This window comes from Enterobacter sp. UPMP701 (assembly GCF_053709515.1).
Map to the genome: position 1 here is coordinate 19,432 of NZ_JBSKJN010000005.1, position 22,981 is coordinate 42,412.

Below are 22,981 nucleotides of genomic sequence, written 5' to 3' on the forward strand. Positions count from 1 at the left end.
TAGGGTGAGGGGATGCATGCACGTCCCTCACCCCTGCCCTCTCCCATAGGGAGAGGGAGAACACCCTACTTATTATTCAACCGATACGTTTTCGAAGTGGTGTTTGCCCAGTGGATCAACCACGTAGCCCTTCACTTCTTTACGCACTGGCTCGTACACGGTGGAGTGAGCAACAATCAGCGCCGGAGCCTGATCGTGCATAACAACCTGAGCCTGCTTGTACAGTTCAATACGTTTGTTGTGATCGTCGGTCGCACGCGCCGGCTGGATCAGGTCTTCAAACGGCTTGTAGCACCAGCGAGAATAGTTAGAACCGTCTTTCGCGGCCGCGCAGCTGAACAGGGTGGCAAAGAAGTTATCCGGATCCCCGTTGTCACCGGTCCAGCCCATCATTACCGCCTGGTGCTCACCCGCTTTGGCGCGCTTCAGATATTCGCCCCACTCGTAGGTCACGATCTTGGCCTGTACGCCAATCTTCGCCCAGTCAGCCTGAACCATTTCCGCCATACGGCGCGCGTTCGGGTTGTACGGACGCTGAACAGGCATTGCCCACAGCTCAACGGTAAAGCCTTTATCCTGGCCCGCTTCTTTCAGCAGCGCTTTCGCTTTCTCAGGATCGTAGCTGTAGTCCTTAACGTCGTCGTTATAGCCCCACATGGTTGGCGGGATCAGGTTTTTGGCCGCAACGCCCGCGCCCTGGTAAACGGCTTTGATGATCGCTTCTTTGTTCACCGCGTAGGTCAGCGCCTGACGCACTTTCACATCATCAAACGGTTTCTTCTCGGTGTTGAAGGAGAGATAGCCCACGTTCAGGCCCGCCTGCTCCAGCAGGTTGATGTTTTTATCCTGCTTCATGCGCGCGATGTCAGCCGGGTTCGGGTACGGCATTACCTGGCATTCGTTTTTCTGCAGTTTGGCGTAACGTACGGACGCATCAGGAGTGATGGAGAAGACCAGGCGGTCGATCTGCGGCTTGGTGCCCCAGTAGCCCGGGAACGCTTTATACAGAATACGGGAGTCTTTCTGGTACTGCAGCAGCTGGAACGGGCCGGTACCGATTGGGTTCAGGTCCACTTTTTCCGGCGTGCCAGCTTTCAGCATGTTGTCCGCGTACTCTTTAGAGAGAATAGAGGCGAAGTCCATCGCCAGGTCAGCCAGGAATGGCGCTTCCGGACGGGTCAGCACGAACTGAACGGTTTTATCGTCCACTTTTTTCACTTCGGCGATCAGGTCTGGCAGACCCATCCCTTCGAAGTACTCATAGCTGCCGCCAGAGACTTTGTGGTACGGGTTCTGGGCATTTTTCTGACGGTCGAAGGAGAACACAACGTCGTCGGCGTTAAAGTCGCGCGTTGGTTTAAATTCTTTACTGTCCTGCCACTTCACGCCCTGGCGCAGGTGGAAGGTATAAGTTTTACCATCTTCGCTGACGTCCCACTTCTCGGCCAGACCCGGAATCACTTCCGTGGTGCCGGTTTTGAATTCAACCAGACGGTTATAGATCGGTACAGAGCTTGCGTCGTAAGTCGTACCAGAGGTAAAGAGCTGTGGGTTAAAGCCTTCCGGCGAGCCTTCAGAACAGTAAACCAGGGTTTTTGCCTGTACGCTTGCTGCCACGGTCATAGCCACCAGGCTCAGACCAAGCTTCAGCATCCCTGACTTCTTCAAGGAAATACTCATTATTCTGCTCCAATGTGATGTTTTGCTTTGTTGTGTTACGCCGCCAGACCTTTATTTATTTTTTACCCGGTCCGGTCGGAGGTGCCCGAAGGCGTTAAAGGGATGGAGAATCCTTTCAGAAGAGCGTTTGAGTTGCAGCGCAGATCGTCCCTGAAATGCCCCTCATGCCCTACAATCTGTCAACAGAATGTGAAAACGTCAATACAGGTGACGGGGATTTGCGCTGAGTGTGAGAAACCGCAAACAAAGATTAAAAAAACCCTGAACGTCAGTTTTCAGCAGGGAAATTTATGCTACTCACCATGTTGCAGCACAAATATCTTCATATTTCGCAACAATCAGTGATTAACTTTTATTCAGAATGGGTAAATTTTCTTGCGGAATGGTGATTATCTGAGCACTAAATACCGCGAACGTTAAAACGCACAGCGAAAAATGCTGAGGTTATCCATAAGCAACGCGAAAAAAGATCAATCTATATATAAAAAAATACAATGGATTATGTCACAAAATCATTAACAGACAGGGAGAAGCGGGGATAAGGGGCGTTTTGCTGAATCAGCATGAGTAAGCCGTTAATGCAAAAAGGGCTAACCTTGCGGTTAGCCCTTTTCAGAATGTGGTCGGCGAGAGAGGATTCGAACCTCCGACCCACTGGTCCCAAACCAGTTGCGCTACCAAGCTGCGCTACTCGCCGAATGCGGAGCGCATCTTACTGCTGAGGTGCGCCCCCGTCAATCCCTTATTTTCAAAAAGCCATTCAACTGGCGATATTCTCGCCAGAGCAGCTACTGCGCGGCTTTTGTGGTGTTATTCGGGAGTTTACACCAGTTGTTATTTTCGTTAATCCCACCGTTCGGTGAGGTATAACCGAGACAACCCATAATGGTGTCGTACAGCTCAACGTGGCGACGCGGCACCTTCATCTCCGCCTCTTTCTTGAGCTGAGCAAACATTTTGGCTTTGTCAGGGTTTTCCAGGTACTTATCCGACATCCACATGATCATCGGCACGCGGAACTGCTCCGGCGGTGCCAGCTTACGCGGCGTACCATGCAGGTGCTCTTTTTCATTGATCGACTCACCGTGGTCGGCGGCATAGATGACAATCGCTTTTTTATCACGCAGCTGGTCGATCACGCGGCTCAGGAAGGTATCCACATACAGAACGGAGTTATCGTAGGCATTGATCAGCTCCTGCTTGCTGCAGTCTTTATTAATGCCAACGCACTCAGGTTTCCACTTCGCGAAATCACGCGTGTAGCGCTGGTAATAGCTGTAGTGCGACCCTTTGGTGTGAAGAATGACAAGATGCTTACCCTGCGGATGGTTCTTCAGAGACTGGGACATCTCCTCAAGCAGCAGCATGTCGTCGACGTTTTTGCCGCGGTTACGCGGCTCGGCGCCAATCTGCTCGCGGTACGCGATGTTATCAGCCAGCGTGTTGGTGTAGAACCACATCTCACTCTGCATGGCGAACAGGTCAGCGCTAAATCCAAGCTGCTTCAGCACGGCAAAGACGTTTTGCTCTTTCAGGGTACGCTGAGGGTTATCGCTTGCACCGCCTTCACGCACAAACATACAGCGCAGCGAGAGCTTCGTTGCGGTATCGCAGGAGTAACCCCGATAGGCCACCAGGTTCTTTTCCTGCGCCAGTTTTGGCGTGGTATCACGGTCATAACCGAGAATCCCCATATGGTCCCAACGCGTCGTTTCGCCGATGACAAAGACGACATACGTATCATCCAGTCCGTCAGCCGGCGGTTCGTATTTGAATTTTTTCAGCGGATTGATCAGCGACTTCACATCACTGGATTCGTCCGCCTGTGCCCAGGCATACAGACCTAACGCTGACAGCCAGTTAGAGGGTAAATACGAGTTGGCCACTACGCCGCCATAGCTTGGCATATCCACGCCCGTCGCCTTTTCGATACGTTTTTGCTGTTTTTCCATCAAACGAATCGGCGCCCACACCAGCAGACCCGCCAGCAGAACGACGAGGACGTTGCGGATACGTTGCTCCCGCGTACGCAGCTGGCGTAACAGGGTATAGCGGCAGGTATTACTCCAGATAAAGAAGAGCGGTATCAGGCAGGTTAAAACCGTCCAGACGATAAAGCCCTTTCCTACCACCTCTTTCGAGAGGTCAATATCCGTGGTCATCACCGAGGCAACAATACCGTAGCCAATCACCACGTTCATGAATGTCATGTAATAGCTTGCGGCGGCGGAAATAATCACCACCAGCGAGGCCAGAATTTGCCAGGCACGGCGGCCAAAGAGAGAAAGCAGACGTAACAGGAAGAAAGTGGCCAGAACAGAGCCAAACACTTCAATCGCGGCGAAAATCCCATTTCTTACGGTGAGGTGTTCTAAATAACCTTCCACTCTTCTGAACAGCACCGCGCCATTCAGAAACAAGCCGATATAGACAGCCAGCATCAGACACAATCTTTGCTGGGTAAGAGACCTAATATATTTCATGCAAACAACCCTGGGGGAAGGGGTATAAAGACCCGCCGAATCTCATTGAGAAAGCAGACAGAGTAAGTAGGTGCGAGAGAAACCGTTATCAGAAACGTCTACAAGCGCGATAAGTAGACCACAGCGGGGAAAAAAAGTGGCAGCAGAGAATGTGATCGATGAAGATTTTTACAAAATAACAGGCCAGGCGGCGATGCGGAGATAAAAAAAGAGGCCCAGCGGCCTCTTCTCATCGAATCATGCGTGCGCTTCTTTATACACTTCACGCTGCGGCTGACGAATCGTGGTGGACAGCGCCAGCGAAATAATCAGCAGGGCAAAGATTACGCAGAAGGTCACATAGAATCCGCCGAACAGCGAAGCAATCAGCGAGCCGCAGATACTGCCGATGCCGAAGCCGAGATAAATCACGCCGTAGTTTTTCGCCAGGTTGTTCAGGCCGAAGAACTCACTCACCAGCGACGGGAAGACGGTAATGGTGCCGCCGAAGTTAAAGGCCACGCAGGCAATTGCAGCAAAGAAGGTCGCTTCATTCAGCGGTGCGAACAGCAGCGCCGCCATACCCACCAGCGAAACCACCTGTCCAATCGTAATCACGCGGATGCGGGCAATTTTGTCAGACAGAATACCCAGCACCAGACGACCGGAGAGGTTGGCGATGGAGATCACGGTTACCGCATTCGCCGCCGTCGCGGCATCCAGTTTTACCATCCCCTGCGCGATATCTTTTGCCACACCAATAACATACAGACCGCTCATGCAGGCCGTCAGGAACATCACCGCCAGCATCCAGTACTGTGGCTTACGCATGGACTGCGCGAGGGTAAAGTCGTTCTCCACCACACCGTTAACGGATTTCACTTCCTGCTGCGGGGCATCTTTCATCAGCGTGGCGCCGAACAGAATCATCACCAGAACGATAGCGCCCCAAATCATGAAGGTTTTTTCCAGGCCAACGGACGCCAGCAGGTGGGAGTCGATAAATTTAAAACCGAGGCTGCCCAGGCCATAGGAGCCGATAGCAAACGCGGAAATTAAGCCTTTACGTTCAGGGAACCACTTCACGCAGTTCGACAGCGTCAGCAGGTAACCTGCACCGTCTGCCAGCCCCACCAGCACCCCGGCGCTCAGCCACAGCATCATCAGGTTGCTGGAATGCGCCGTCAGGAAAAAGCCCACGCCCAGCAGAATGCCGGAGGCCATGGTCACACGCTTCACGCCAAAACGTTCCTGCAGCTTGCCCGCGACGGAAGACGAAATCGCCAGACCCAGGCTCAGCAGGCCGAAGGAGAACGCTACCTGGCTGACCGGCGCGTCGAGTTTGTCAGAAAGCGCGCTGTTAAACAGGCTCCAGGTATAGACCGAACCCAGTGCAAACTGGGTAACGATGGTGCCAAAGAGCGTGAGCCAGCGCGTACGGTTATAGGTTGATGTGTTCATGGCCGTTGTCCTGCAACAGAAATTAAGGAAGTTCGCTGAGGACAACGATAAACAAAACCTTAATATGCCTGGGGTAAAACGGCATGAAATGCAGGCGGAACGGAATGAAATGCCTGGAATCGGGAATGAATAGCCTGGACTACGAATAAAGCGATAGCGCGTTAGTGCCTGCTATCGCTGTAAAGCCTGTGATTATTGTATTCAAGATGTTATCGCAACGTTTAAAAAAGTAACAACATCAGAAATTCGCACTTACGCCCAGAGTATAGAGAAACTCCTCACCGGTGGTGGTGCGTTCCCCCTGAGCCAGCGACGCATAGGCCGCCATGTGGGTGTTAAACGGAATATCGGTTCCCACGGTGACATCCATCCAGTTACCGTTTTGTGCCGGGGTTGGGGTCTGCGGCATGCCAAACTGCGATTTCCACTGGTTTTCACCAAACTGCTGGTTATAGCTGATCTGCGCCCAGGGACGAAGATCGCCGTACCGGGTATTCACGCGCCAGCCAAGCGTGCTGACGCTGGCATGCCAGAGCGGATCGGCGAGTCCCTGCGTCGTCGCACTGTCACCAAATTCATTGACCATCATCGGCGTCGAGCCGTCATACCGCCAGGTCATCACCGGCCCCGTGCTTATCCGCGCAGAGACAGGGAAATTCCAGCCTATGCTCATCGCCGCGTCCGCCGTGCCGCCAGACGGTAAATTCAGCGCCAGCCCCGGCGAATTTTGTGAAGACTGAATACGCTCAGCAAGAATATCCTCATAACGCGGTTGGTGATCCGCGTCCCATGTATAGCGTTCCGCCGTATTATTTTGGGCATCTGAAACGATATATTCCTGTTGCCAGGCAGACGCTGTATTACACAATAACAGGCAGGCTGAAATCCCCACCAGGCCAGAAACAGCATGGCGACCACTGATTGTTTTTATCATCATCAAAGCGACCCCAGAGAGAGCCGAATTCGGCGATATTTGTCGTTATTCAGGAAGACGTTAGAGGGCATATGGCCCTGTATTAACTATTGTCTTTATACCAGGCACGTCAAGACAGACGGAATGAAATTTTTTCGAAATCAGTATCAATAAGGGAGATGTCGGATGGAACGTTGCGGTTGGGTAAGCCAGGATCAGCTTTATATCGACTATCACGATCGGGAATGGGGCGTGCCGGAGACGGATGGCAAAAAACTTTTTGAGATGATCTGCCTGGAGGGCCAGCAGGCGGGGTTGTCATGGATTACGGTGCTGAAGAAACGCGAAAACTACCGCAACGCTTTCCACCAGTTCGATCCTGTTGCCGTCGCCGCCATGACCGAAGATGACGTAGAACGGCTGGTACAGGATGCCGGGATTATCCGCCATCGCGGTAAGATCCAGGCCATCATCGGTAACGCCCGTGCCTGGCTGGCGATGGAGCAAAACGGCGAATCGTTCTCAGAGTTTGTCTGGTCGTTTGTGAATAACGATCCGCAAATCACGCAGGCCGCCACGCTGGCGGAGATCCCGGCGTCCACACCCGCGTCAGACGCGCTCTCGAAGGCGCTGAAAAAACGCGGCTTTAAGTTCGTCGGCTCCACCATCTGCTACGCCTTTATGCAGGCCTGTGGCCTGGTCAATGACCATGTTACCGGCTGCTTCTGTCATCCGGGGAGGCAACATGATCCGCAAATGGCAAAGTGAAAATGCTGACCCGCTCCTGAGCCTGTGGCTTGAAAGCACCATCGAGGCGCACCCGTTTATAAGCGCAAGCTACTGGAAAGAGAACGAAGCCATGGTGCGGGAAGTCTACCTGCCCGCGGCGGAAACCTGGGTGTGGGAAGAGGACGGCACGCCGCGCGGGTTTATCAGCGTCATACAGTCGCAGTTTGTGGGGGCACTGTTCGTCACGCCAGCGTATATCGGGCGAGGGATCGGGCGCGCGCTGCTGAACCATATTCAACAGCGCTTCCCGCACTTAAGCCTGGAGGTGTACCAGAAAAATATCCGGGCGGTGAATTTCTACCACGCCCAGGGCTTTCGTATTGAAGACAGCGCCTGGCAGGATGATACCCAGCACCCGACGTGGATTATGAGCTGGCAGGCGGATCAAACGCCGTCAACGTAAGTTCCGGCCCCTGGTATTTCTCCACCCACGCCAGCGCCGTGTTTCCCGCACAACCATTCCCCAGCTTCGAGCTGGGGAGATCTTTGGTCAGCACGTTAACCGCCCCGTTTTTACAGATACCGCCTTCGGCGGGATCAAGGTCGGGCCATGCTCCCTGGTGTATACAGATAACGCCAGGCTTAATCCCGTCGCTCACTACCGCCCCTGCCAGCACCTGTCCACGCTGGTTCCAGACGCGCACCACGTCACCGTCCGCAATCCCACGCGCCCTGGCGTCAAGGGTGTTCAGCGTAATAGGCTCCCGCCCGGCGACCGCATACTGCTCGCGCAGCGAGGTATAATTAAGCTGACTGTGCAGACGATGCGCCGGATGAGCGGACAACACCTGGAGTTGCTCCGGCTGCGCATTGCCGTGCCACTCGTCCGGCTCCAGCCAGGTAGGGTGTGGCGGACAATCGGCATAGGCAAAGCTGGCGATGCGCTCGCTGTGGATCACAATCTTTCCGCTCTCGGTTTTCAGCGGATGGTTCTCCGGGTCGCGGCGAAAATCGGCGAAACGGACAAACCGGGCGTTCTGTTCGCTCTCCGGCATCTCGATAATCTGGTTCGCTTCCCAGAACTCGGCGAAAGGAGGCAGCGTTACGCCCTGCGCCGCACCGCGCTGCCCGGCGATCTGGTAGAAACTCTCCAGCCACTGCAGGTCATTTTTCCCTTCGGTAAAGCGTTCGCGGCCGCCCGCTTCCCACAGCTCGCTCAGTTCGGCAAACACGTCGAAATCATCACGCGCTTCATCACGCGGGGCTACCACCCGCTTCATCGGCACCATGTGCTGGTTGCTGTAGTCGCCGGTCATGGTGAGATCGTTACGCTCAAACGATGTGGTCGCCGGCAGCACGATATCGGCATGCTTAGCCGAGCCGGTCCAGAAGCACTCGGAAATCACCACCAGCTCCGGCTTTTGCCAGGCACGGATCAGGCGATTGGTATCCTGATGGTGCGTGAAGTTCGACCCGCCCGCCCACCAGACAAATTTAATGTCCGGGAAGTGGCGGTCCAGACCGTTATGCTGATAAAAACCGCCCGGGTTTTCCAGGGCTTCCACGATCCGCGCTACCGGGATTTTATCCACGGCGTCCACGCCGCCCTGCACCGAGCCTTGCAGAGAAGCCAGCACGGCGGCTTTACGGGTGGGGTTACCGCCATTCGCGAAGTGATAGGAAAGCCCAAAGCCCCCACCCGGCGTACCGATCTGCCCAAGCATCGCGGCAAGGGTGACCAGCATCCAGTGTTTTTGCTCGCCGAACTGCTGGCGCTGCATCCCCCAGCCGGACATGAGCATTGTGGTATTTTTATGGAACAGTGCAGCCAGTTCGTGGATTTTAGCGGCAGGAACCCCGCAAATTTCCGCGGCCCACTCCGCCGTTTTCGCCACGCCGTCGGATTTACCCGTCAGGTAGTCGGAAAATTTGTCGAAGCCGGAGGTGCAGCGGGCGAGGAAATCGCTGTCGTGCCAGCCGTTCTCCACCAGCGTATGAGCGATACCCAGCATCATCGCCACGTCGGTGCCCATATGCGGCGCAATCCACTCGGCGCTGTCGCCGAAGAAATCCATGGTTTCAGAGCGCATCGGGTCAATGCAGATGATGCGCTTGCCGCTTTTGCGCAGCGCGTCGAAATACCCGATGCCCTGCTCGTCGCTGGCGTTCCAGGCAATTTTCAGCGTATTTAGCGGGTTAGCGCTCCACAGCACCACTACATCGGTGTGTTCCAGCACCAGCGGCCAGCTGGTCTGCTGCTGATAAACCTCATTTCCCCCCACGACGTACGGCATGATCGCCTGCGCCGCGCCGGTCGAATAATCTCCCAGATGGCCGGTATAGCCTCCCGCCAGGGTCATGTAGCGCTGCAGCAGCGTCGAGGCCTTGTGCAGTACGCCATTCGAACGCCAGCCGTAAGAGCCAGCAAAAATGGACGACGGGCCATAGCTGTCACGAATACGCTTATGCTGCGTATGGATCAGCGCCAGCGCGTCATCCCAGCTCACGCGAACAAACTCATCCTGACCGCGAATACCCTGCGGTTTATCCGGCGAGGCCAGAAAACCTTTACGCACCATCGGCCAGCGCACGCGCGTTTTGCTATGCACCTGATCGCGAACGACGGTCTGTAACGAGTTGGGATGTTGGGTTGGCAGTGCCCCACGGGACGACAGAACATTTTCGCCATCGGTTTCGACCAGCATCGGCCCCCAGTGGGCGGCGGTCAGAATGGTTTTCGTTGAGGTGCTCAAGCGTGCGCTCCTGGTTGCGTGCAGGTTTTACGGCCTTCTTGTTGAGGCCGTTTATGGTTTGTCACAAATTTCAGAGTTATACCCGGAATTTTCTCCGTATCCGGACGTCATAATCAACTGCCACGCTCGCCGTGGCAAAGAATAAAAAGGATTAAGGAAATAAGATGAAAAAACGCGTACTCGTTATTGCCGCTCTGGTGAGCGGCGCACTGGCTGTTTCAGGCTGCACAACCAACCCTTACACCGGCGAACGCGAAGCGGGCAAATCCGGCATTGGTGCAGGTATTGGTTCCCTGGTGGGCGCTGGCGTTGGCGCACTCTCCTCCTCCAAAAAAGATCGCGGCAAAGGTGCGCTGATTGGCGCAGCGGCAGGCGCAGCGCTGGGCGGCGGCGTCGGCTATTACATGGACGTGCAGGAAGCAAAACTGCGTGACAAAATGAAGGGTACCGGCGTGAGCGTCACCCGCAGCGGCGATAACATCATCCTGAACATGCCAAACAACGTGACCTTCGACAGCAGCAGCGCAACGCTGAAACCTGCTGGCGCGAACACTCTGACAGGCGTGGCGATGGTGCTGAAAGAGTACAACAAGACCGCCGTGAACGTGATTGGCTACACCGACAGCACCGGCAGCCAGGATCTGAACATGCGTCTTTCTCAGCAGCGCGCCGATTCAGTGGCCAGCTCCCTGATTACCCAGGGCGTTGAAGCAAACCGCATCCGCACCAGCGGCATGGGTCCAGCCAACCCTATCGCCAGCAACAGCACGGCGGAAGGCAAAGCGCAGAACCGCCGCGTTGAGATTACGTTGAGTCCTGTGCAGTAGGTTAAAGCAAAACGGCAACCCCGTTGCCGTTTTTAGTGTTTGCGCCCTCTCCCGTGGGTGAGGGCATCAGACAGCAACCTCCGGTAAGCGCAGCGCCACCGGGCAAATGACTTGATTCGTCAGATTTTCCCGCTAAGGTATTCTCACTAAATCCAGGGAAATCAGCGATGAGCAAACCAGCCAGGGCCACCATCAGCGACGTGGCGAAAGCCGCCAAAACCGGTAAAACCAGTATCTCGCGCTACCTTAACGGCGAGAAACACCTGTTGTCCGATGCGCTGCTGGCACGTATTGAACAGGCTATCGCCGATCTCGACTACCGCCCCAGCCTGATGGCGCGCGGGCTTAAACGCGGCCGCACCCGCCTTATCGGGCTTATCATCGCCGATATCACCAACCCCTACTCCGTCAACGTCCTCAGCGGTATTGAGGCCGCCTGTCGCGAGAAGGGTTTCACACCGCTGGTCTGTAATACCAACAACGAAGTTGACCAGGAGCTGCACTACCTCGATCTGCTTCGCAGCTACCAGGTGGAAGGGATTGTGGTCAATGCGGTGGGCATGCGTGAAGAGGGGCTGAATCGCCTGCAGCAATCCTCCCTGCCCATGGTCCTCATCGACCGTAAAATTCCGGAATTTGCCTGCGATGTGGTTGGGCTGGATAACACCCAGGCGGCTACAACCGCGACCGAGCACCTGATCGAACAGGGCTTCGAAGCAATTCTTTTCCTGAGCGAACCGCTGGGCATGGTGAATACCCGACGCGATCGCCTGGCAGCATTTCGTGCCACGCTTGCACGTTATCCCGGCGTGATCGCCGAAAATGCCGAAACGCCGCTGCATGAAGCCGACCAGCTCGATAACACCCTGCGCCAGTTTCACACGCGTCACCGCGGGATGCGCAAAGCGGTCATCTCCGCCAACGGGGCGCTGACGCTGCAGGTCGCCCGCTCGCTCAAGCGTATTGGCCTGCACTGGGGTAGCGATATCGGTCTGCTCGGCTTTGATGAGCTGGAGTGGGCGGAGCTGGCTGGCGTCGGCATTACGACCCTCAAACAGCCCACCTGGCAGATTGGCTACGCCGCTGTTGAACAAGTGGTTCGTCGTATTGAAGGCACCAGCGATGCCGTACGCGAGCAGGTCTTCTCCGGTGAGCTGATCGTGCGCGGCTCCACCGCCCGTTAATTTCCCCTTGTGATACCGATCATAAATTCGACATCCTGACCTTTTCTTTGGAACCGGTTCCATCTAGCGTAATAGTATTGTTATGTTGCGATGGAGTCCGAAGATGGGCAGGAAAATCATGGTGGTCACCGCCGCGTACGGCGCGGAACAGGTGCGACAGGCAGGCGGTCAGCGGGCGATGCTTCCCGTTATTGCGGGTGCAGGCGCCGACGGCGTGGAGATCCGCCGGGAACTGTTCAGCAGTGAAGAGCTGCTGGCGCTGCCTGCGCTGGGAGAATCCATTGAGCTGCTCGGCCTGCTGGCGTGCTACTCCGCGCCCGCCGCCCTGTTTATGCCCGACGGTACGCTTAACCCCGACCTGCCCCGCTATCTCTCTGAGGCCAGCACCCTGAACGCCCTGTGGCTGAAGGTTTCCCTGGGCCATTTCCGCGATGCGCAGCCTCTCGACGCGCTGCGTAGCCTGCTCAACGCAAGCGGCATGGCGCTGGTCGTGGAAAACGATCAGACCGACTGCGGGCAGCTCGCGCCCATGCAGCGCTTCCAGACCGCCTGTCGGGAGATGGCCTTGCCCGTCACCCTGACCTTCGATATGGGCAACTGGCTGTGGGTCGGCGATTCCCCCGAAGAGGCCGCGCGCCGTCTGGCTCCGGCCGTGAGCTATATCCACGTTAAAGCCGCCGTGCCGCATAAAGACAACTTCCGCGCCGTGGCGCCGGACCACGCCGATGCGCGCTGGCTGGATCTGCTCGGCCAGCTGCCTGCCGATGCCCCGCGCGGTATCGAATTCCCGCTGGAAGGGGCGGATTTAACCGCCGTTACCCGCCATTACGTCAACCTGCTGCGCGAGGAGTAAACCATGCACAAGACGCTGGATGTCATCACCATTGGCGAAGCCATGGCGATGTTTGTCGCCACCGAAACGGGCGAGCTGAGCGCGGTAGAGCACTTTATCAAACGCGTGGCGGGCGCAGAGCTGAACGTCGCGACGGGACTTGCGCGCCTTGGCCTGAACGTCGGCTGGGTCAGCCGCGTGGGGGATGACAGCTTTGGCCATTTCGTTCTCGACTCCCTGAAAAAAGAGGGTATTGATGCCGCAGGCGTCACCCTCGACGGACGCTTCCCGACCGGCTTTCAGCTTAAATCAAAAGTCGAAAATGGAACCGATCCCATCGTGGAGTATTTCCGCAAAGGATCGGCGGCCAGCCATCTTTCAGTGGAAGACTATCACGCCAACTATTTTGCCTCCGCTCGCCATCTGCATCTCAGCGGCGTGGCGGCGGCGCTCTCTGCCAGCTCCTGTGAACTGCTGGACCATGCGGCAACGACCATGAAGTCACAGGGCAAAACGATCTCTTTCGATCCGAATTTGCGCCCGGTGCTGTGGAAAAGCGAAGCGGAGATGGTCGAGAAGCTGAACCGTCTGGCATTCCAGGCTGACTGGGTTCTCCCGGGCCTGAAAGAAGGGATGATCCTGACGGGTGAAAATACGCCGGAAGGCATTGCCGATTTCTACCTGAATAAAGGGGTAAAAGCGGTAGTGCTGAAGACCGGTGCCGATGGCGCATGGTTCAAAACGGCCGAAGGCGAACAGGGTGCGGTCGCGGCGGTTAAGGTTGAGAACGTGGTCGACACCGTCGGCGCGGGCGATGGCTTTGCCGTTGGCGTCATTAGCGCCCTGCTGGAAGGCAAAACGCTGCAGCAAGCCGTCGCGCGCGGCAACAAGATTGGCTCGCTGGCCATTCAGGTGCAGGGCGACAGCGAAGGATTACCCACGCGAGCAGAGCTCGGCGTTTAAATACCCTCTCCCACAGGGAGAGGGCCCAAATAATTAAGCCACCGTGTACCCTACAGACAACGGCGGTAACAACCTCAACAACAGAGGCAAGCCTATGAACAGTTCGACCAATGCAGTAAAACGCTGGTGGTACATCATGCCAATCGTGTTTATCACGTACAGCCTGGCGTACCTCGATCGTGCCAACTTCAGTTTCGCATCCGCGGCGGGGATCACCGAAGACCTCGGCATCACGAAAGGTATTTCATCCCTGCTGGGCGCCCTTTTCTTCCTGGGCTACTTCTTCTTCCAGATCCCCGGCGCGATTTACGCGGAACGCCGCAGCGTGCGTAAGCTGATCTTCATCTGCCTGATCCTGTGGGGCGCCTGCGCGTCGCTGACCGGCATGGTGAACAATATTCCTGCCCTGGCCGCCATTCGCTTTATCCTCGGCGTCGTTGAGGCGGCTGTTATGCCAGCGATGCTGATTTACATCAGCAACTGGTTTACTAAGTCTGAGCGTTCCCGCGCGAATACCTTCCTGATCCTCGGTAACCCGGTCACCGTGCTGTGGATGTCGGTGGTCTCCGGCTACCTGATCCAGTCCTTCGGCTGGCGCGAAATGTTTATCATCGAAGGGGTGCCCGCGATTATCTGGGCATTCTGCTGGTGGGTGCTGGTAAAAGATAAGCCTGCTCAGGCGAAGTGGCTTTCCGAAGATGAAAAAGCCGCGCTGCAGGCGCAGCTGGATAAAGAACAGCAGGGGCTGAAGGCGGTACGTAATTACGGCGAAGCGTTCCGCTCCCGCAACGTGATTCTGCTGTGCGCGCAGTACTTTACCTGGAGCATCGGCGTGTACGGCTTTGTGCTGTGGCTGCCGTCAATTATCCGCAGCGGTGGCGAAAACCTTGGCATGGTGGAAGTGGGCTGGCTCTCTTCCGTACCGTATCTGGCCGCGACCATCGCGATGATTATCGTCTCCTGGGCATCGGACAAGCTGCAAAACCGCAAGCTGTTCGTCTGGCCGCTGCTGCTGATTGCCGCTTTCGCCTTCATCGGCTCGTGGGCCGTGGGCGCAAACCACTTCTGGGCCTCGTACACCCTGCTGGTGATTGCGGGTGCGGCCATGTATGCCCCATACGGTCCGTTCTTTGCCATCATCCCGGAAATGCTGCCGCGTAACGTCGCGGGTGGTGCGATGGCGTTAATTAACAGTATGGGTGCGCTGGGGTCATTCTGTGGCTCCTGGTTTGTCGGCTACCTGAACGGTGCCACCGGCAGCCCGTCCGCGTCGTACATCTTTATGGGGGTGGCGCTTTTCGCCTCCGTGTGGCTTACTTTGATTGTTAAGCCTGCTAATAATCAACAGCACCCCGTCGGCGCTCGTCACGCCTGAATTCTTAAAAATCAACGGAGATTAGCATGAAGCCGTCCGTCATTTTGTATAAAGCTCTGCCGGAAGATCTGCAGAAACGCCTGGAAGACCACTTCACCGTTACGCAGGTGAAGAACCTGAGCCCGGAAACCGTGGCGCAGCACGCCGACGCGTTCGCCAGCGCCGAGGGCATGCTGGGTTCAAGCGAAAAAGTGGATGTCGCCCTGCTGGAGAAAATGCCGAAGCTTCGTGCTACCTCAACCGTTTCCGTAGGTTATGACAATTTCGACGTGGATGCCCTGAACGCCCGCAAAATTCTGCTGATGCACACGCCGCATGCCCTGACGGAAACCGTGGCGGACACGCTGATGGCGCTGGTGCTCAGCACGGCTCGTCGCGTGGTGGAAGTGGCCGAGCGCGTCAAAGCAGGAGAGTGGACAAAAAGCATTGGTCCGGACTGGTTTGGCGTGGACGTTCACGGCAAAACGCTGGGTATCGTAGGCATGGGGCGTATCGGGCTGGCACTGGCGCAGCGCGCGCATTTTGGCTTCAACATGCCGATTCTGTATAACGCGCGCCGGCACCACAGTGAAGCAGAAGAACGTTTCAACGCGCGTTACTGCGAGCTGGATACGCTGCTGCAGGAAGCCGATTTCGTCTGCCTGATCCTGCCGCTGACGGATGAAACGCGACATCTGATTGGCAAATCTGCGTTTGAGAAAATGAAGAAATCCGCCATTTTCATCAACGCGGGTCGTGGCCCGGTGGTGGATGAGCAGGCGCTGATTGAAGCGCTGCAAAACGGAGAGATCCACGCAGCCGGTCTGGACGTGTTTGAACAGGAGCCGCTGCCGGTGGACTCCCCGCTGCTGGCTATGCCAAACGTCGTTGCCCTGCCCCATATCGGCTCTGCTACCCACGAGACGCGCTACAACATGGCGGCAACGGCGGTAGACAACCTGATAGCCGCGCTTGCTGGAAAAGTGGATAAGAACTGCGTTAATCCGCAAATCCAACAGTAGAAATGAAAAAACCCGCCAGAAGGCGGGTTTTTGAATTTTGTGCTACTGGGTTGGAAGCTTACAGGCTTACAACGTTACCAGCTGCTGGGCCTTTAGCGCCGCTTTCGATGGTGAAGGAAACTTTCTGACCTTCGTCCAGAGATTTGTAGCCATCGTTCTGGATAGCAGAGAAGTGTACGAACACGTCTTTAGAGCCATCGTCAGGAGTAATGAAGCCGAAACCTTTATCAGCGTTGAACCATTTTACCAGACCAGTCATTTTAGCAGACATAGAAATTACCTTATTAACAAATATATTGTGCCTTCCGGCTTGATGGATTGCGTTACAGATTTTTAAGCGATGAAGGAAGGGTCACTACGAAGGGTATCTATGGATAACAATCTGGACTGCTTTACTAAACTGCTTTAGGTCTGTGTAACAAACCGACGGGGATAGTTATACCGATGTAGTAGAAGAATGACAAGCGTTATTTTCTCCAGACATAAAAAAACCCCGCCTGAAGCGGGGTTTTTCTGTTTATTCTGTGGCAGCGACGGCTGCACTCCACGCCTGGCTAAAGGCCTGGTGCTGGGCGGCGAGCGGCCCAATCAACGTATTGTACTGGCTTGCCTGCTGCGAGGTTGGGAACTGAATGCCGTTGGCAACAAAGCTCACCTGGGTACCCTGCTGCGAGATGAAGTCCCCTACCTGAACCAGCTGCTGAGTGAAGACTTGTGCGGCCGGAATCAGCGGTTGTATCGCTTCAGACGGTTTCGTCACCACTTTTTCATACACTTTATCAAAGACCTGTTTCAGATCATCGCCCTGCTTCAGCGCTGAACGTGATGCATCAGCCTGCATCTTCGCATTCTGCAGCTGTTGGCTCAGCACGCCGAGCGCGCCGTTAGACTGGCGCAGCGGCTCGCGCTGAGTCATATAATCCTGTGGTACGCGGATGGCGTTGACGCTATCCACTACCGGGCGGATACCGGAATCCATCGCCTGGCTCACCTGCTGTGAATAACCATAAAGAATGGCGTAATCGGACACGAAGGGGCCAAACTGTTTTTTCTGATCCGCAGTCAGCGTTGGCAAACGCTCGCCGCTGCGCATCACTGTATTCTGCAGAAAATCGATAAACGCTTTGCGCTGATCGCCTTCTTTATCAAAACACCCACTCAGGCTAACAACCATCAACAACGCCGCAATAGGCGCAAACCAGCGAGAGCAGGACTTTCCTGTCGCCATTTTATTACTCCTTTCACCCAAAAAAGCGCACACCGGCACACGCGTGCCCGACGCTGACAAGGATAGTCCAGGTCAGCCTTGCAAGATACTCTTTTCATGTAAAACGGCTATTGCCGATTTATTTCTTACCATTTACAAAAAAATACCTGGCGAAGCCGACATATGGTTAATCAGGGAATTAGCATAACTATCCATATAGCTGAATCGCGTAAAGCGATCGTTACCGCACAATTAATCACAACCGTGACGATCCTCGGTTTGTATTAGGGACTATTCTTAACTGGCTCTCTGATGTTCTTGATCACGATGTGAGATTTAAGAGGAGTCCTCAATGGAATATAAAGATCCTGAGTTTGAGCTGCTGAGCAGCCTGGAACAGATCGTTTTTAAAGATGTCCCGCAGGCGATTACCCTGCAACAAAAGTCCAATCCCTTTACAGAATATGAGCAATTGCGCAAAGGGACAGGACTGAAAACTGAAGAATTCGCCAGAGCGATGGGTGTCAGCGTGGCTATGGTGCTGGAGTGGGAGTCAAAACGTGAGAAACCCACCCCAACCGAGTTAAAGCTGATGCGCCTGATCCAGGCCAACCCTGCACTCAGCAAACAGATTGCGTAGTGAAGTTTGAACGCCCCCGCCTTTGCGGGGGCTTGTGTTTAAAGGCTCTCGCAACGCCAGCCCGCCTCTTCCCAAATCATTTCGTGCGATAGCGTTAACCCTCTTAAAAAAGCCTCATCGTGTGACACTACCAGCAGTGCGCCGGGGAAACCGGCCAGCGCCGCTTCAATCGCCTGGACCGAGGCCAGATCCAGATGGTTGGTCGGCTCGTCCAGCAACAGGAGCTGCGTGGCTTCAGCGCGCCATAACACGCAGGCCAGCGCAGCCTTAAGACGCTCACCGCCGCTCAGTTCCGCCAGCGGGAGCGTGACTTTGTCGGCCCCCAGTTGAAGCTGGGCCAAACGGGTTCGTAATACGCCTTCTTCCAGGGGCGTATTGCTCAGGTTGAGGTGCGTCATGACCGACAGCGAAAGATCGAGCCGGGAGAGATGTTGGTCGAGATAAGCGCAGCTGACTGAAACCTTACAGGTACCCGAACGGGGAACAATCTCGCCGAGGATGGTTTTTAACAGCGTCGATTTTCCGCAGCCGTTCGGGCCCTTTAGCGCCACGCGCATCGGCCCGTCCATTCGCCAGTTGAGCGGGGGAACAGGCACATGCGGCAGCACCAGATCTTCCAGCACCAGCACCTGTTTGCCTTCCGGGATCTGACTCCCCGGCAGGGTGAACATCACCGGCGTATCGTCTTCAACGCGTTCACGCGCCTTGTTTACCGCGGCGTTCAGGGCTTCATTTTGCTCACTGTGCTGTTTTTTCCAGGAGCCGATCCGCTCCTTCGCCGCGCCTTTATATTTGACCCGCTCGAACGACGCGATATTCAGGGTATCGACGGTGCGCAATGTCTTTGCCGAACGCCGCTGGCTGTCATCGTGCTCTTTCTGCATGCGTGCGCGGGTGCGTTTGCGCTCCGTCGCCGCATGCTCCAGCGCCGCGCGGGCCGCCTGCTGTTCGGCATCGCGCTGGGTTTGATAATCCGCATAATTCCCGCCGTAGCTGCGCAGGCCGCCGCTGCTCAGCTCAAGAATACGCGGCACCTGCTCCAGAAGCTCTCGGTCATGGGAGGCGACGAGCACACCGCCCTGATAACGGCTAAGCTGGTCGTGGAACCACGCCCGGCCTTGTCGGTCCAGATGGTTTGTGGGCTCGTCCAGCAGAAGAAAGTCCGCGTCCGCCGTAAATGCCCCGCACAGCAGGGCGCGAACGCGCTCGCCGCCGCTGAGTTCACCGGCAGGTTTATTTGGGTCAAACGGCGGGAGCTTCGCCCGGGCAAACGCCTCACCCAGACGTTCGGCTAAATCCCAGAATCCATCAAGCGTTTCCAGATCGTCAGGCTGATAATCGCCGCTGTCGATGCGCGCTCGCGCCGCGAAGATGGCCTCGAACCCGAGCAGTTCAGCAAGCGTCGTCTGCGGCAAAATGTCCTGCTGCTGAGCCACATAGACATGTGTTCCGGTTCGTTCGATATGCCCGCTTGCAGGTTCGGCCAGCCCCGCCAGCAGACGCAGCAGACGCGTTTTCCCGCTACCGTTGCGGCCAACCAGCGCGCACAGAGACGGCTCCAGAGAAAGATTCAGCGGACCAAAAAGGGTATCGCCCGTCGCAAACTGACAGGTGACCTGATGCAAAATAAAAGAAGGGGACTGCGCAAAATGAGCCATAAGCACTCCTGAATGAAATCAAAACATCCCCTGCTGACGCGATAGCATTTAGCAAGGATCGAAATTCATCAGTCGTGTTTGTTCATTTTTGGGGGGCACTCCAGCGCGAGAAATTTAACGGTGATAAGGATAGCGGTAATGTGTTGACCATTTCAAGGTTAAATTTTCAGCGGCACGGTATAAAAAAACCCGCCGAAGCGGGTTTTTAGCATGTGTAACAACGGGCATATTACTGCAGCAGCGAAATATCCGCCACGCGCAGGAACAGCTCGCGGAGTTTCTCGAGCATGGAGAGACGGTTAACACGCAGCTCTTTATCTTCTACGTTCACCATCACTTTCTCGAAGAAGGCATCGATAACATCGCGCAGTTCAGCCAGCTCCACCAGCGCTTCCTGGTAGCGGCCTTCCGCGAAGTACGGCTCGAGCTTGTCGCGCAGCACCACAACCTGCATCGCCAGGGCGATCTCTTCAGGCTCTTTCAGGGTCGCAGCGTTCACGCGCTCGTTCAGCGTCTCGTCGGATTTCGCCAGAATGTTGGATACACGTTTGTTGGCCGCGGCCAGGGCAGATGCCGCTTCCAGCGTACGGAAGTGGGAAACCGCCTTCATGCGCGCATCGAAATCAGCCGGACGGGTTGGACGACGCGCCAGCACCGCCTGAATGGTGTCAACGCTGTAACCTTCGTCCTGATACCACGCGCGGAAACGACCGAGCATAAAGTCGATGACGTCATCCACAACGTTCGCGTTGGTCAGCTTGTCGCCGTACAGACGCACCGCTTCTTCAGTCAGCGTTTGCAGATCGAGGTTCAGGTTCTTCTCAACGATGATACGCAGCACGCCCAGCGCGGCACGACGCAGCGCAAACGGGTCTTTATCGCCTTTAGGATGCTGACCAATACCGAAGATACCCGCCAGGGTGTCCATCTTATCGGCAATCGCCACGGCGCAGGCAACCGGGTTGGACGGCAGATCGTCACCCGCAAAGCGCGGCTGATACTGCTCGTTCAGGGCCACGGCCACGTCTTCCGCTTCGCCATCGTGACGCGCGTAGTGCATGCCCATCACGCCCTGGGTGTCGGTAAATTCGAACACCATGTTGGTCATCAGGTCGCACTTCGACAGCAGGCCAGCACGCGTCGCGTGGTTGACGTCGGCACCGATTTCACGGGCGATCCAGCCGGACAGCTCCGCGATACGGTCGGTCTTGTCGCGCAGCGTGCCCAGCTGCTGCTGGAACAGCACGGTCTGCAGGCGCGGCAGGTTATCTTCCAGACGCTTTTTACGGTCGGTATTGAAGAAGAACTCGGCATCCGCCAGACGCGGACGCACCACTTTCTCGTTACCGGAGATGATCTGGCTCGGATCTTTCGATTCGATATTCGCCACGAAGATGAAGTTTGGCAGCAACTTGCCGTCGTTGGCATAGACCGGGAAGTACTTCTGGTCACCTTTCATGGTGTACACCAGCGCTTCAGCCGGAACGGCCAGGAATTTCTCTTCGAACTTCGCGGTCAGCACAACTGGCCACTCGACCAAAGACGTCACTTCTTCCAGCAGGCTTTCGCTCAGGTCAGCGTTACCGCCAATCTTGCGCGCCGCTTCTTCTGCGTCCGCTTTGATTTTGGCTTTACGCTGTTCGTAGTCGGCAATAACTTTACCGCGCTCCAGCAGGATATTCGGATACTGGTCGGCATTGTCGATGGTGAACTCTGGCTCGCCCATGAAGCGGTGGCCGCGGATCACGCGATCGGACGCCACGCCCAGAATGGTCGCCGGGATAACGGTATCGCCCAACAGCAGGGTCACGGTGTGAACCGGGCGCACGAAGTGCACGTCAGACGCGCCCCAGCGCATCAGCTTAGGAATCGGCAGCTTCGCCAGAGACGTGGCAATCATGTCCGGCAGCAGCGTTTCGGCACTTTCGCCTTTCACGTGCGCGCGATACAGCAGCCATTCGCCTTTATCCGTGGTCAGACGCTCGGCCTGATCAACGGTGATGCCGCAGCCGCGCGCCCAGCCTTCAGCCGCTTTGCTTGGTTTGCCTTCTGCATCGAACGCCTGGGCAATCGCCGGGCCACGTTTTTCGACTTCACGATCCGGCTGAGACGCCGCCAGATTTGCCACTTTCAGCGCCAGACGACGCGGCGCAGCAAACCACTCAATTTTACCGTGCGCCAGGCCAGCGTTATCCAGCTCGGCGGTCACGTTCGCAGCAAAAGATTCAGCCAGGCTGCGCAGGGCTTTTGGTGGCAGCTCTTCGGTGCCGATTTCCACCAGGAAAGTTTTCTCAGACATGGCCGCCTCTTATTTGTTTCGGTTGCACATCGGGAAGCCAAGGGCTTCACGGGACGCGTAGTAAGCTTCTGCAACGGCTTTGGTCAGGGTACGAATACGCAGAATGTAGCGCTGACGTTCAGTCACGGAGATCGCTTTGCGAGCGTCCAGCAGGTTGAAGCTGTGGGCGGCCTTCAGAATACGCTCGTAGGCAGGCAGCGGCAGCGGAGTTTCCAGCGCCAGCAGCTGCTGCGCTTCTTTCTCGTACTGCTCGAAGCAGGTGAACAGGAAGTCCACATCCGCGTATTCGAAGTTATAGGTGGATTGCTCCACTTCGTTCTGATGGAACACGTCGCCGTAGGTGGTTTTACCCAGCGGGCCGTCGCTCCAGACCAGGTCGTAAACGCTGTCTACGCCCTGAATGTACATCGCCAGACGTTCCAGACCGTAGGTGATTTCACCGGTGATCGGCTTACATTCCAGACCGCCAACCTGCTGGAAGTAAGTGAACTGGGTCACTTCCATACCGTTCAGCCACACTTCCCAGCCCAGACCCCAGGCACCCAGCGTTGGGTTTTCCCAGTTGTCTTCCACGAAACGGATGTCGTGGATGGTTGGATCCATACCCAGCTCTTTCAGCGACCCGAGGTACAGTTCCTGAATGTTGTCGGGTGATGGCTTAATCACCACCTGGAACTGATAGTAATGCTGCAGACGGTTCGGGTTTTCACCGTAACGACCATCGGTCGGACGACGGGAAGGCTGCACATACGCGGTCGCCATTGGCTCTGGGCCCAACGCGCGCAGGCTGGTCATCGGGTGTGAAGTGCCGGCGCCGACTTCCATGTCCAAAGGTTGAACAATGGTACAGCCCTGACGAGCCCAGTAATCCTGTAAGGTCAGGATCAGGCCCTGGAAGGTCTTGGTATCAAACTTTTGCATAGTATTTCGTGCTGGATACGTGTGGTTTTAAATGGAAGGGACCAGTATACCCGCTGGCTGCAAGATATACAGTACG

General features: G+C 56.0%; 19 protein-coding genes and 1 tRNA gene. 9 read left to right on the forward strand and 11 right to left on the reverse strand.

Going from position 1 to position 22,981, the window contains the following annotated elements; translation table 11 throughout:
* Positions 1-72 precede the first annotated feature (72 nt).
* From dppA to ACWKXT_RS13145, 5 genes are all read right to left on the reverse strand, one after another.
* Positions 73-1,680, reverse strand: a complete 1,608-nt coding sequence (gene dppA / locus ACWKXT_RS13125; protein ID WP_014830231.1) for a dipeptide ABC transporter periplasmic-binding protein DppA — start codon at positions 1,678-1,680, stop codon at positions 73-75.
* Positions 1,681-2,300: 620 nt separating this feature from the next.
* Positions 2,301-2,377, reverse strand: a tRNA-Pro gene (locus ACWKXT_RS13130).
* A gap of 91 nt (positions 2,378-2,468) precedes the next feature.
* A complete protein-coding gene (gene eptB / locus ACWKXT_RS13135) occupies positions 2,469-4,163 on the reverse strand; it encodes a kdo(2)-lipid A phosphoethanolamine 7''-transferase (RefSeq protein ID WP_454532607.1) in 1,695 nt (564 codons plus the stop codon).
* 237 nt (positions 4,164-4,400) lie between these two features.
* Positions 4,401-5,603 (reverse strand): L-lactate MFS transporter, encoded by a 1,203-nt coding sequence (locus ACWKXT_RS13140; protein WP_454528264.1) that lies wholly within the window; start codon positions 5,601-5,603, stop codon positions 4,401-4,403.
* Positions 5,604-5,841: 238 nt separating this feature from the next.
* On the reverse strand, positions 5,842-6,540 hold the full coding sequence (locus ACWKXT_RS13145; protein ID WP_454528263.1) for an autotransporter domain-containing protein: 699 nt from the start codon (positions 6,538-6,540) through the stop codon (positions 5,842-5,844).
* A 162-nt stretch (positions 6,541-6,702) separates the two neighbouring features.
* On the opposite strand from ACWKXT_RS13145, the gene tag reads away from it, so the two are divergent.
* On the forward strand, positions 6,703-7,284 hold the full coding sequence (gene tag / locus ACWKXT_RS13150) for a DNA-3-methyladenine glycosylase I (protein WP_454528262.1): 582 nt from the start codon (positions 6,703-6,705) through the stop codon (positions 7,282-7,284).
* Positions 7,262-7,708, forward strand: a complete 447-nt coding sequence (locus ACWKXT_RS13155; RefSeq protein ID WP_454532608.1) for an N-acetyltransferase — start codon at positions 7,262-7,264, stop codon at positions 7,706-7,708. Before tag ends, ACWKXT_RS13155 begins: the two co-directional genes overlap by 23 nt.
* Here the strand turns inward: ACWKXT_RS13155 and ACWKXT_RS13160 are convergent.
* Complete coding sequence (locus ACWKXT_RS13160) at positions 7,671-9,950, reverse strand: molybdopterin guanine dinucleotide-containing S/N-oxide reductase (protein WP_454532684.1); 2,280 nt, start codon at positions 9,948-9,950, stop codon at positions 7,671-7,673. The genes ACWKXT_RS13155 and ACWKXT_RS13160 overlap by 38 nt on opposite strands.
* Positions 9,951-10,162: 212 nt before the next feature.
* Between ACWKXT_RS13160 and ACWKXT_RS13165 the strand changes: the two genes are divergently transcribed.
* From ACWKXT_RS13165 to ghrB, 6 genes are all read left to right on the forward strand, one after another.
* Positions 10,163-10,825 carry an OmpA family lipoprotein gene (locus tag ACWKXT_RS13165; protein WP_041911604.1) on the forward strand — a complete coding sequence of 221 codons (663 nt, stop codon included), beginning with the start codon at positions 10,163-10,165 and terminating at the stop codon, positions 10,823-10,825.
* A 167-nt stretch (positions 10,826-10,992) separates the two neighbouring features.
* Positions 10,993-12,009, forward strand: coding sequence for a LacI family DNA-binding transcriptional regulator (locus ACWKXT_RS13170; protein WP_116343076.1), 1,017 nt, complete (start codon positions 10,993-10,995; stop codon positions 12,007-12,009).
* A gap of 103 nt (positions 12,010-12,112) precedes the next feature.
* A complete protein-coding gene (locus tag ACWKXT_RS13175) occupies positions 12,113-12,862 on the forward strand; it encodes a sugar phosphate isomerase/epimerase family protein (RefSeq protein WP_454528260.1) in 750 nt (249 codons plus the stop codon).
* A 3-nt stretch (positions 12,863-12,865) separates the two neighbouring features.
* Positions 12,866-13,804 carry a sugar kinase gene (locus ACWKXT_RS13180; protein ID WP_454532609.1) on the forward strand — a complete coding sequence of 313 codons (939 nt, stop codon included), beginning with the start codon at positions 12,866-12,868 and terminating at the stop codon, positions 13,802-13,804.
* A gap of 94 nt (positions 13,805-13,898) precedes the next feature.
* Complete coding sequence (locus tag ACWKXT_RS13185) at positions 13,899-15,179, forward strand: MFS transporter (RefSeq protein ID WP_370884544.1); 1,281 nt, start codon at positions 13,899-13,901, stop codon at positions 15,177-15,179.
* Between the two features lie 26 nt (positions 15,180-15,205).
* Entirely contained in the window at positions 15,206-16,180 is a 975-nt protein-coding gene (ghrB, locus tag ACWKXT_RS13190; protein ID WP_454532610.1) for a glyoxylate/hydroxypyruvate reductase GhrB, read from the forward strand.
* A gap of 58 nt (positions 16,181-16,238) precedes the next feature.
* On the opposite strand, the gene cspE is transcribed toward ghrB, so the two are convergent.
* Both cspE and ACWKXT_RS13200 read right to left on the reverse strand, forming a co-directional pair.
* On the reverse strand, positions 16,239-16,451 hold the full coding sequence (cspE, locus tag ACWKXT_RS13195) for a transcription antiterminator/RNA stability regulator CspE (protein ID WP_003860775.1): 213 nt from the start codon (positions 16,449-16,451) through the stop codon (positions 16,239-16,241).
* Positions 16,452-16,697: 246 nt separating this feature from the next.
* A complete protein-coding gene (locus ACWKXT_RS13200; protein WP_454532611.1) occupies positions 16,698-17,408 on the reverse strand; it encodes a DUF3053 domain-containing protein in 711 nt (236 codons plus the stop codon).
* Between the two features lie 331 nt (positions 17,409-17,739).
* Here ACWKXT_RS13200 and ACWKXT_RS13205 point away from each other — a divergent pair, with 331 nt between their 5' ends.
* Positions 17,740-18,027, forward strand: coding sequence for an HTH-type transcriptional regulator (locus ACWKXT_RS13205; protein ID WP_028015078.1), 288 nt, complete (start codon positions 17,740-17,742; stop codon positions 18,025-18,027).
* A gap of 38 nt (positions 18,028-18,065) precedes the next feature.
* Here the strand turns inward: ACWKXT_RS13205 and ACWKXT_RS13210 are convergent, their stop codons facing one another.
* The 3 genes from ACWKXT_RS13210 to glyQ form a co-directional block, all read right to left on the reverse strand.
* Complete coding sequence (locus ACWKXT_RS13210) at positions 18,066-19,685, reverse strand: ABC-F family ATP-binding cassette domain-containing protein (protein WP_454528256.1); 1,620 nt, start codon at positions 19,683-19,685, stop codon at positions 18,066-18,068.
* A gap of 229 nt (positions 19,686-19,914) precedes the next feature.
* A complete protein-coding gene (glyS, locus tag ACWKXT_RS13215; RefSeq protein ID WP_454532612.1) occupies positions 19,915-21,984 on the reverse strand; it encodes a glycine--tRNA ligase subunit beta in 2,070 nt (689 codons plus the stop codon).
* A gap of 9 nt (positions 21,985-21,993) precedes the next feature.
* Positions 21,994-22,905 (reverse strand): glycine--tRNA ligase subunit alpha, encoded by a 912-nt coding sequence (glyQ, locus tag ACWKXT_RS13220; RefSeq protein WP_003860141.1) that lies wholly within the window; start codon positions 22,903-22,905, stop codon positions 21,994-21,996.
* Between the last annotated feature and the right edge of the window lie 76 nt (positions 22,906-22,981).

What these genes read in the sequence shown, in the direction of transcription:
- dppA (WP_014830231.1), bottom strand. Translation starts at nt 1,680, where the DNA reads ATGAGTATTTCCTTGAAGAAGTCAGGGATGCTGAAGCTTGGTCTGAGC.
- eptB (WP_454532607.1), bottom strand. Translation starts at nt 4,163, where the DNA reads ATGAAATATATTAGGTCTCTTACCCAGCAAAGATTGTGTCTGATGCTG.
- ACWKXT_RS13140 (WP_454528264.1), bottom strand. Translation starts at nt 5,603, where the DNA reads ATGAACACATCAACCTATAACCGTACGCGCTGGCTCACGCTCTTTGGC.
- ACWKXT_RS13145 (WP_454528263.1), bottom strand. Translation starts at nt 6,540, where the DNA reads ATGATGATAAAAACAATCAGTGGTCGCCATGCTGTTTCTGGCCTGGTG.
- tag (WP_454528262.1), top strand. Translation starts at nt 6,703, where the DNA reads ATGGAACGTTGCGGTTGGGTAAGCCAGGATCAGCTTTATATCGACTAT.
- ACWKXT_RS13155 (WP_454532608.1), top strand. Translation starts at nt 7,262, where the DNA reads ATGATCCGCAAATGGCAAAGTGAAAATGCTGACCCGCTCCTGAGCCTG.
- ACWKXT_RS13160 (WP_454532684.1), bottom strand. Translation starts at nt 9,950, where the DNA reads ATGCTGGTCGAAACCGATGGCGAAAATGTTCTGTCGTCCCGTGGGGCA.
- ACWKXT_RS13165 (WP_041911604.1), top strand. Translation starts at nt 10,163, where the DNA reads ATGAAAAAACGCGTACTCGTTATTGCCGCTCTGGTGAGCGGCGCACTG.
- ACWKXT_RS13170 (WP_116343076.1), top strand. Translation starts at nt 10,993, where the DNA reads ATGAGCAAACCAGCCAGGGCCACCATCAGCGACGTGGCGAAAGCCGCC.
- ACWKXT_RS13175 (WP_454528260.1), top strand. Translation starts at nt 12,113, where the DNA reads ATGGGCAGGAAAATCATGGTGGTCACCGCCGCGTACGGCGCGGAACAG.
- ACWKXT_RS13180 (WP_454532609.1), top strand. Translation starts at nt 12,866, where the DNA reads ATGCACAAGACGCTGGATGTCATCACCATTGGCGAAGCCATGGCGATG.
- ACWKXT_RS13185 (WP_370884544.1), top strand. Translation starts at nt 13,899, where the DNA reads ATGAACAGTTCGACCAATGCAGTAAAACGCTGGTGGTACATCATGCCA.
- ghrB (WP_454532610.1), top strand. Translation starts at nt 15,206, where the DNA reads ATGAAGCCGTCCGTCATTTTGTATAAAGCTCTGCCGGAAGATCTGCAG.
- cspE (WP_003860775.1), bottom strand. Translation starts at nt 16,451, where the DNA reads ATGTCTGCTAAAATGACTGGTCTGGTAAAATGGTTCAACGCTGATAAA.
- ACWKXT_RS13200 (WP_454532611.1), bottom strand. Translation starts at nt 17,408, where the DNA reads ATGGCGACAGGAAAGTCCTGCTCTCGCTGGTTTGCGCCTATTGCGGCG.
- ACWKXT_RS13205 (WP_028015078.1), top strand. Translation starts at nt 17,740, where the DNA reads ATGGAATATAAAGATCCTGAGTTTGAGCTGCTGAGCAGCCTGGAACAG.
- ACWKXT_RS13210 (WP_454528256.1), bottom strand. Translation starts at nt 19,685, where the DNA reads ATGGCTCATTTTGCGCAGTCCCCTTCTTTTATTTTGCATCAGGTCACC.
- glyS (WP_454532612.1), bottom strand. Translation starts at nt 21,984, where the DNA reads ATGTCTGAGAAAACTTTCCTGGTGGAAATCGGCACCGAAGAGCTGCCA.
- glyQ (WP_003860141.1), bottom strand. Translation starts at nt 22,905, where the DNA reads ATGCAAAAGTTTGATACCAAGACCTTCCAGGGCCTGATCCTGACCTTA.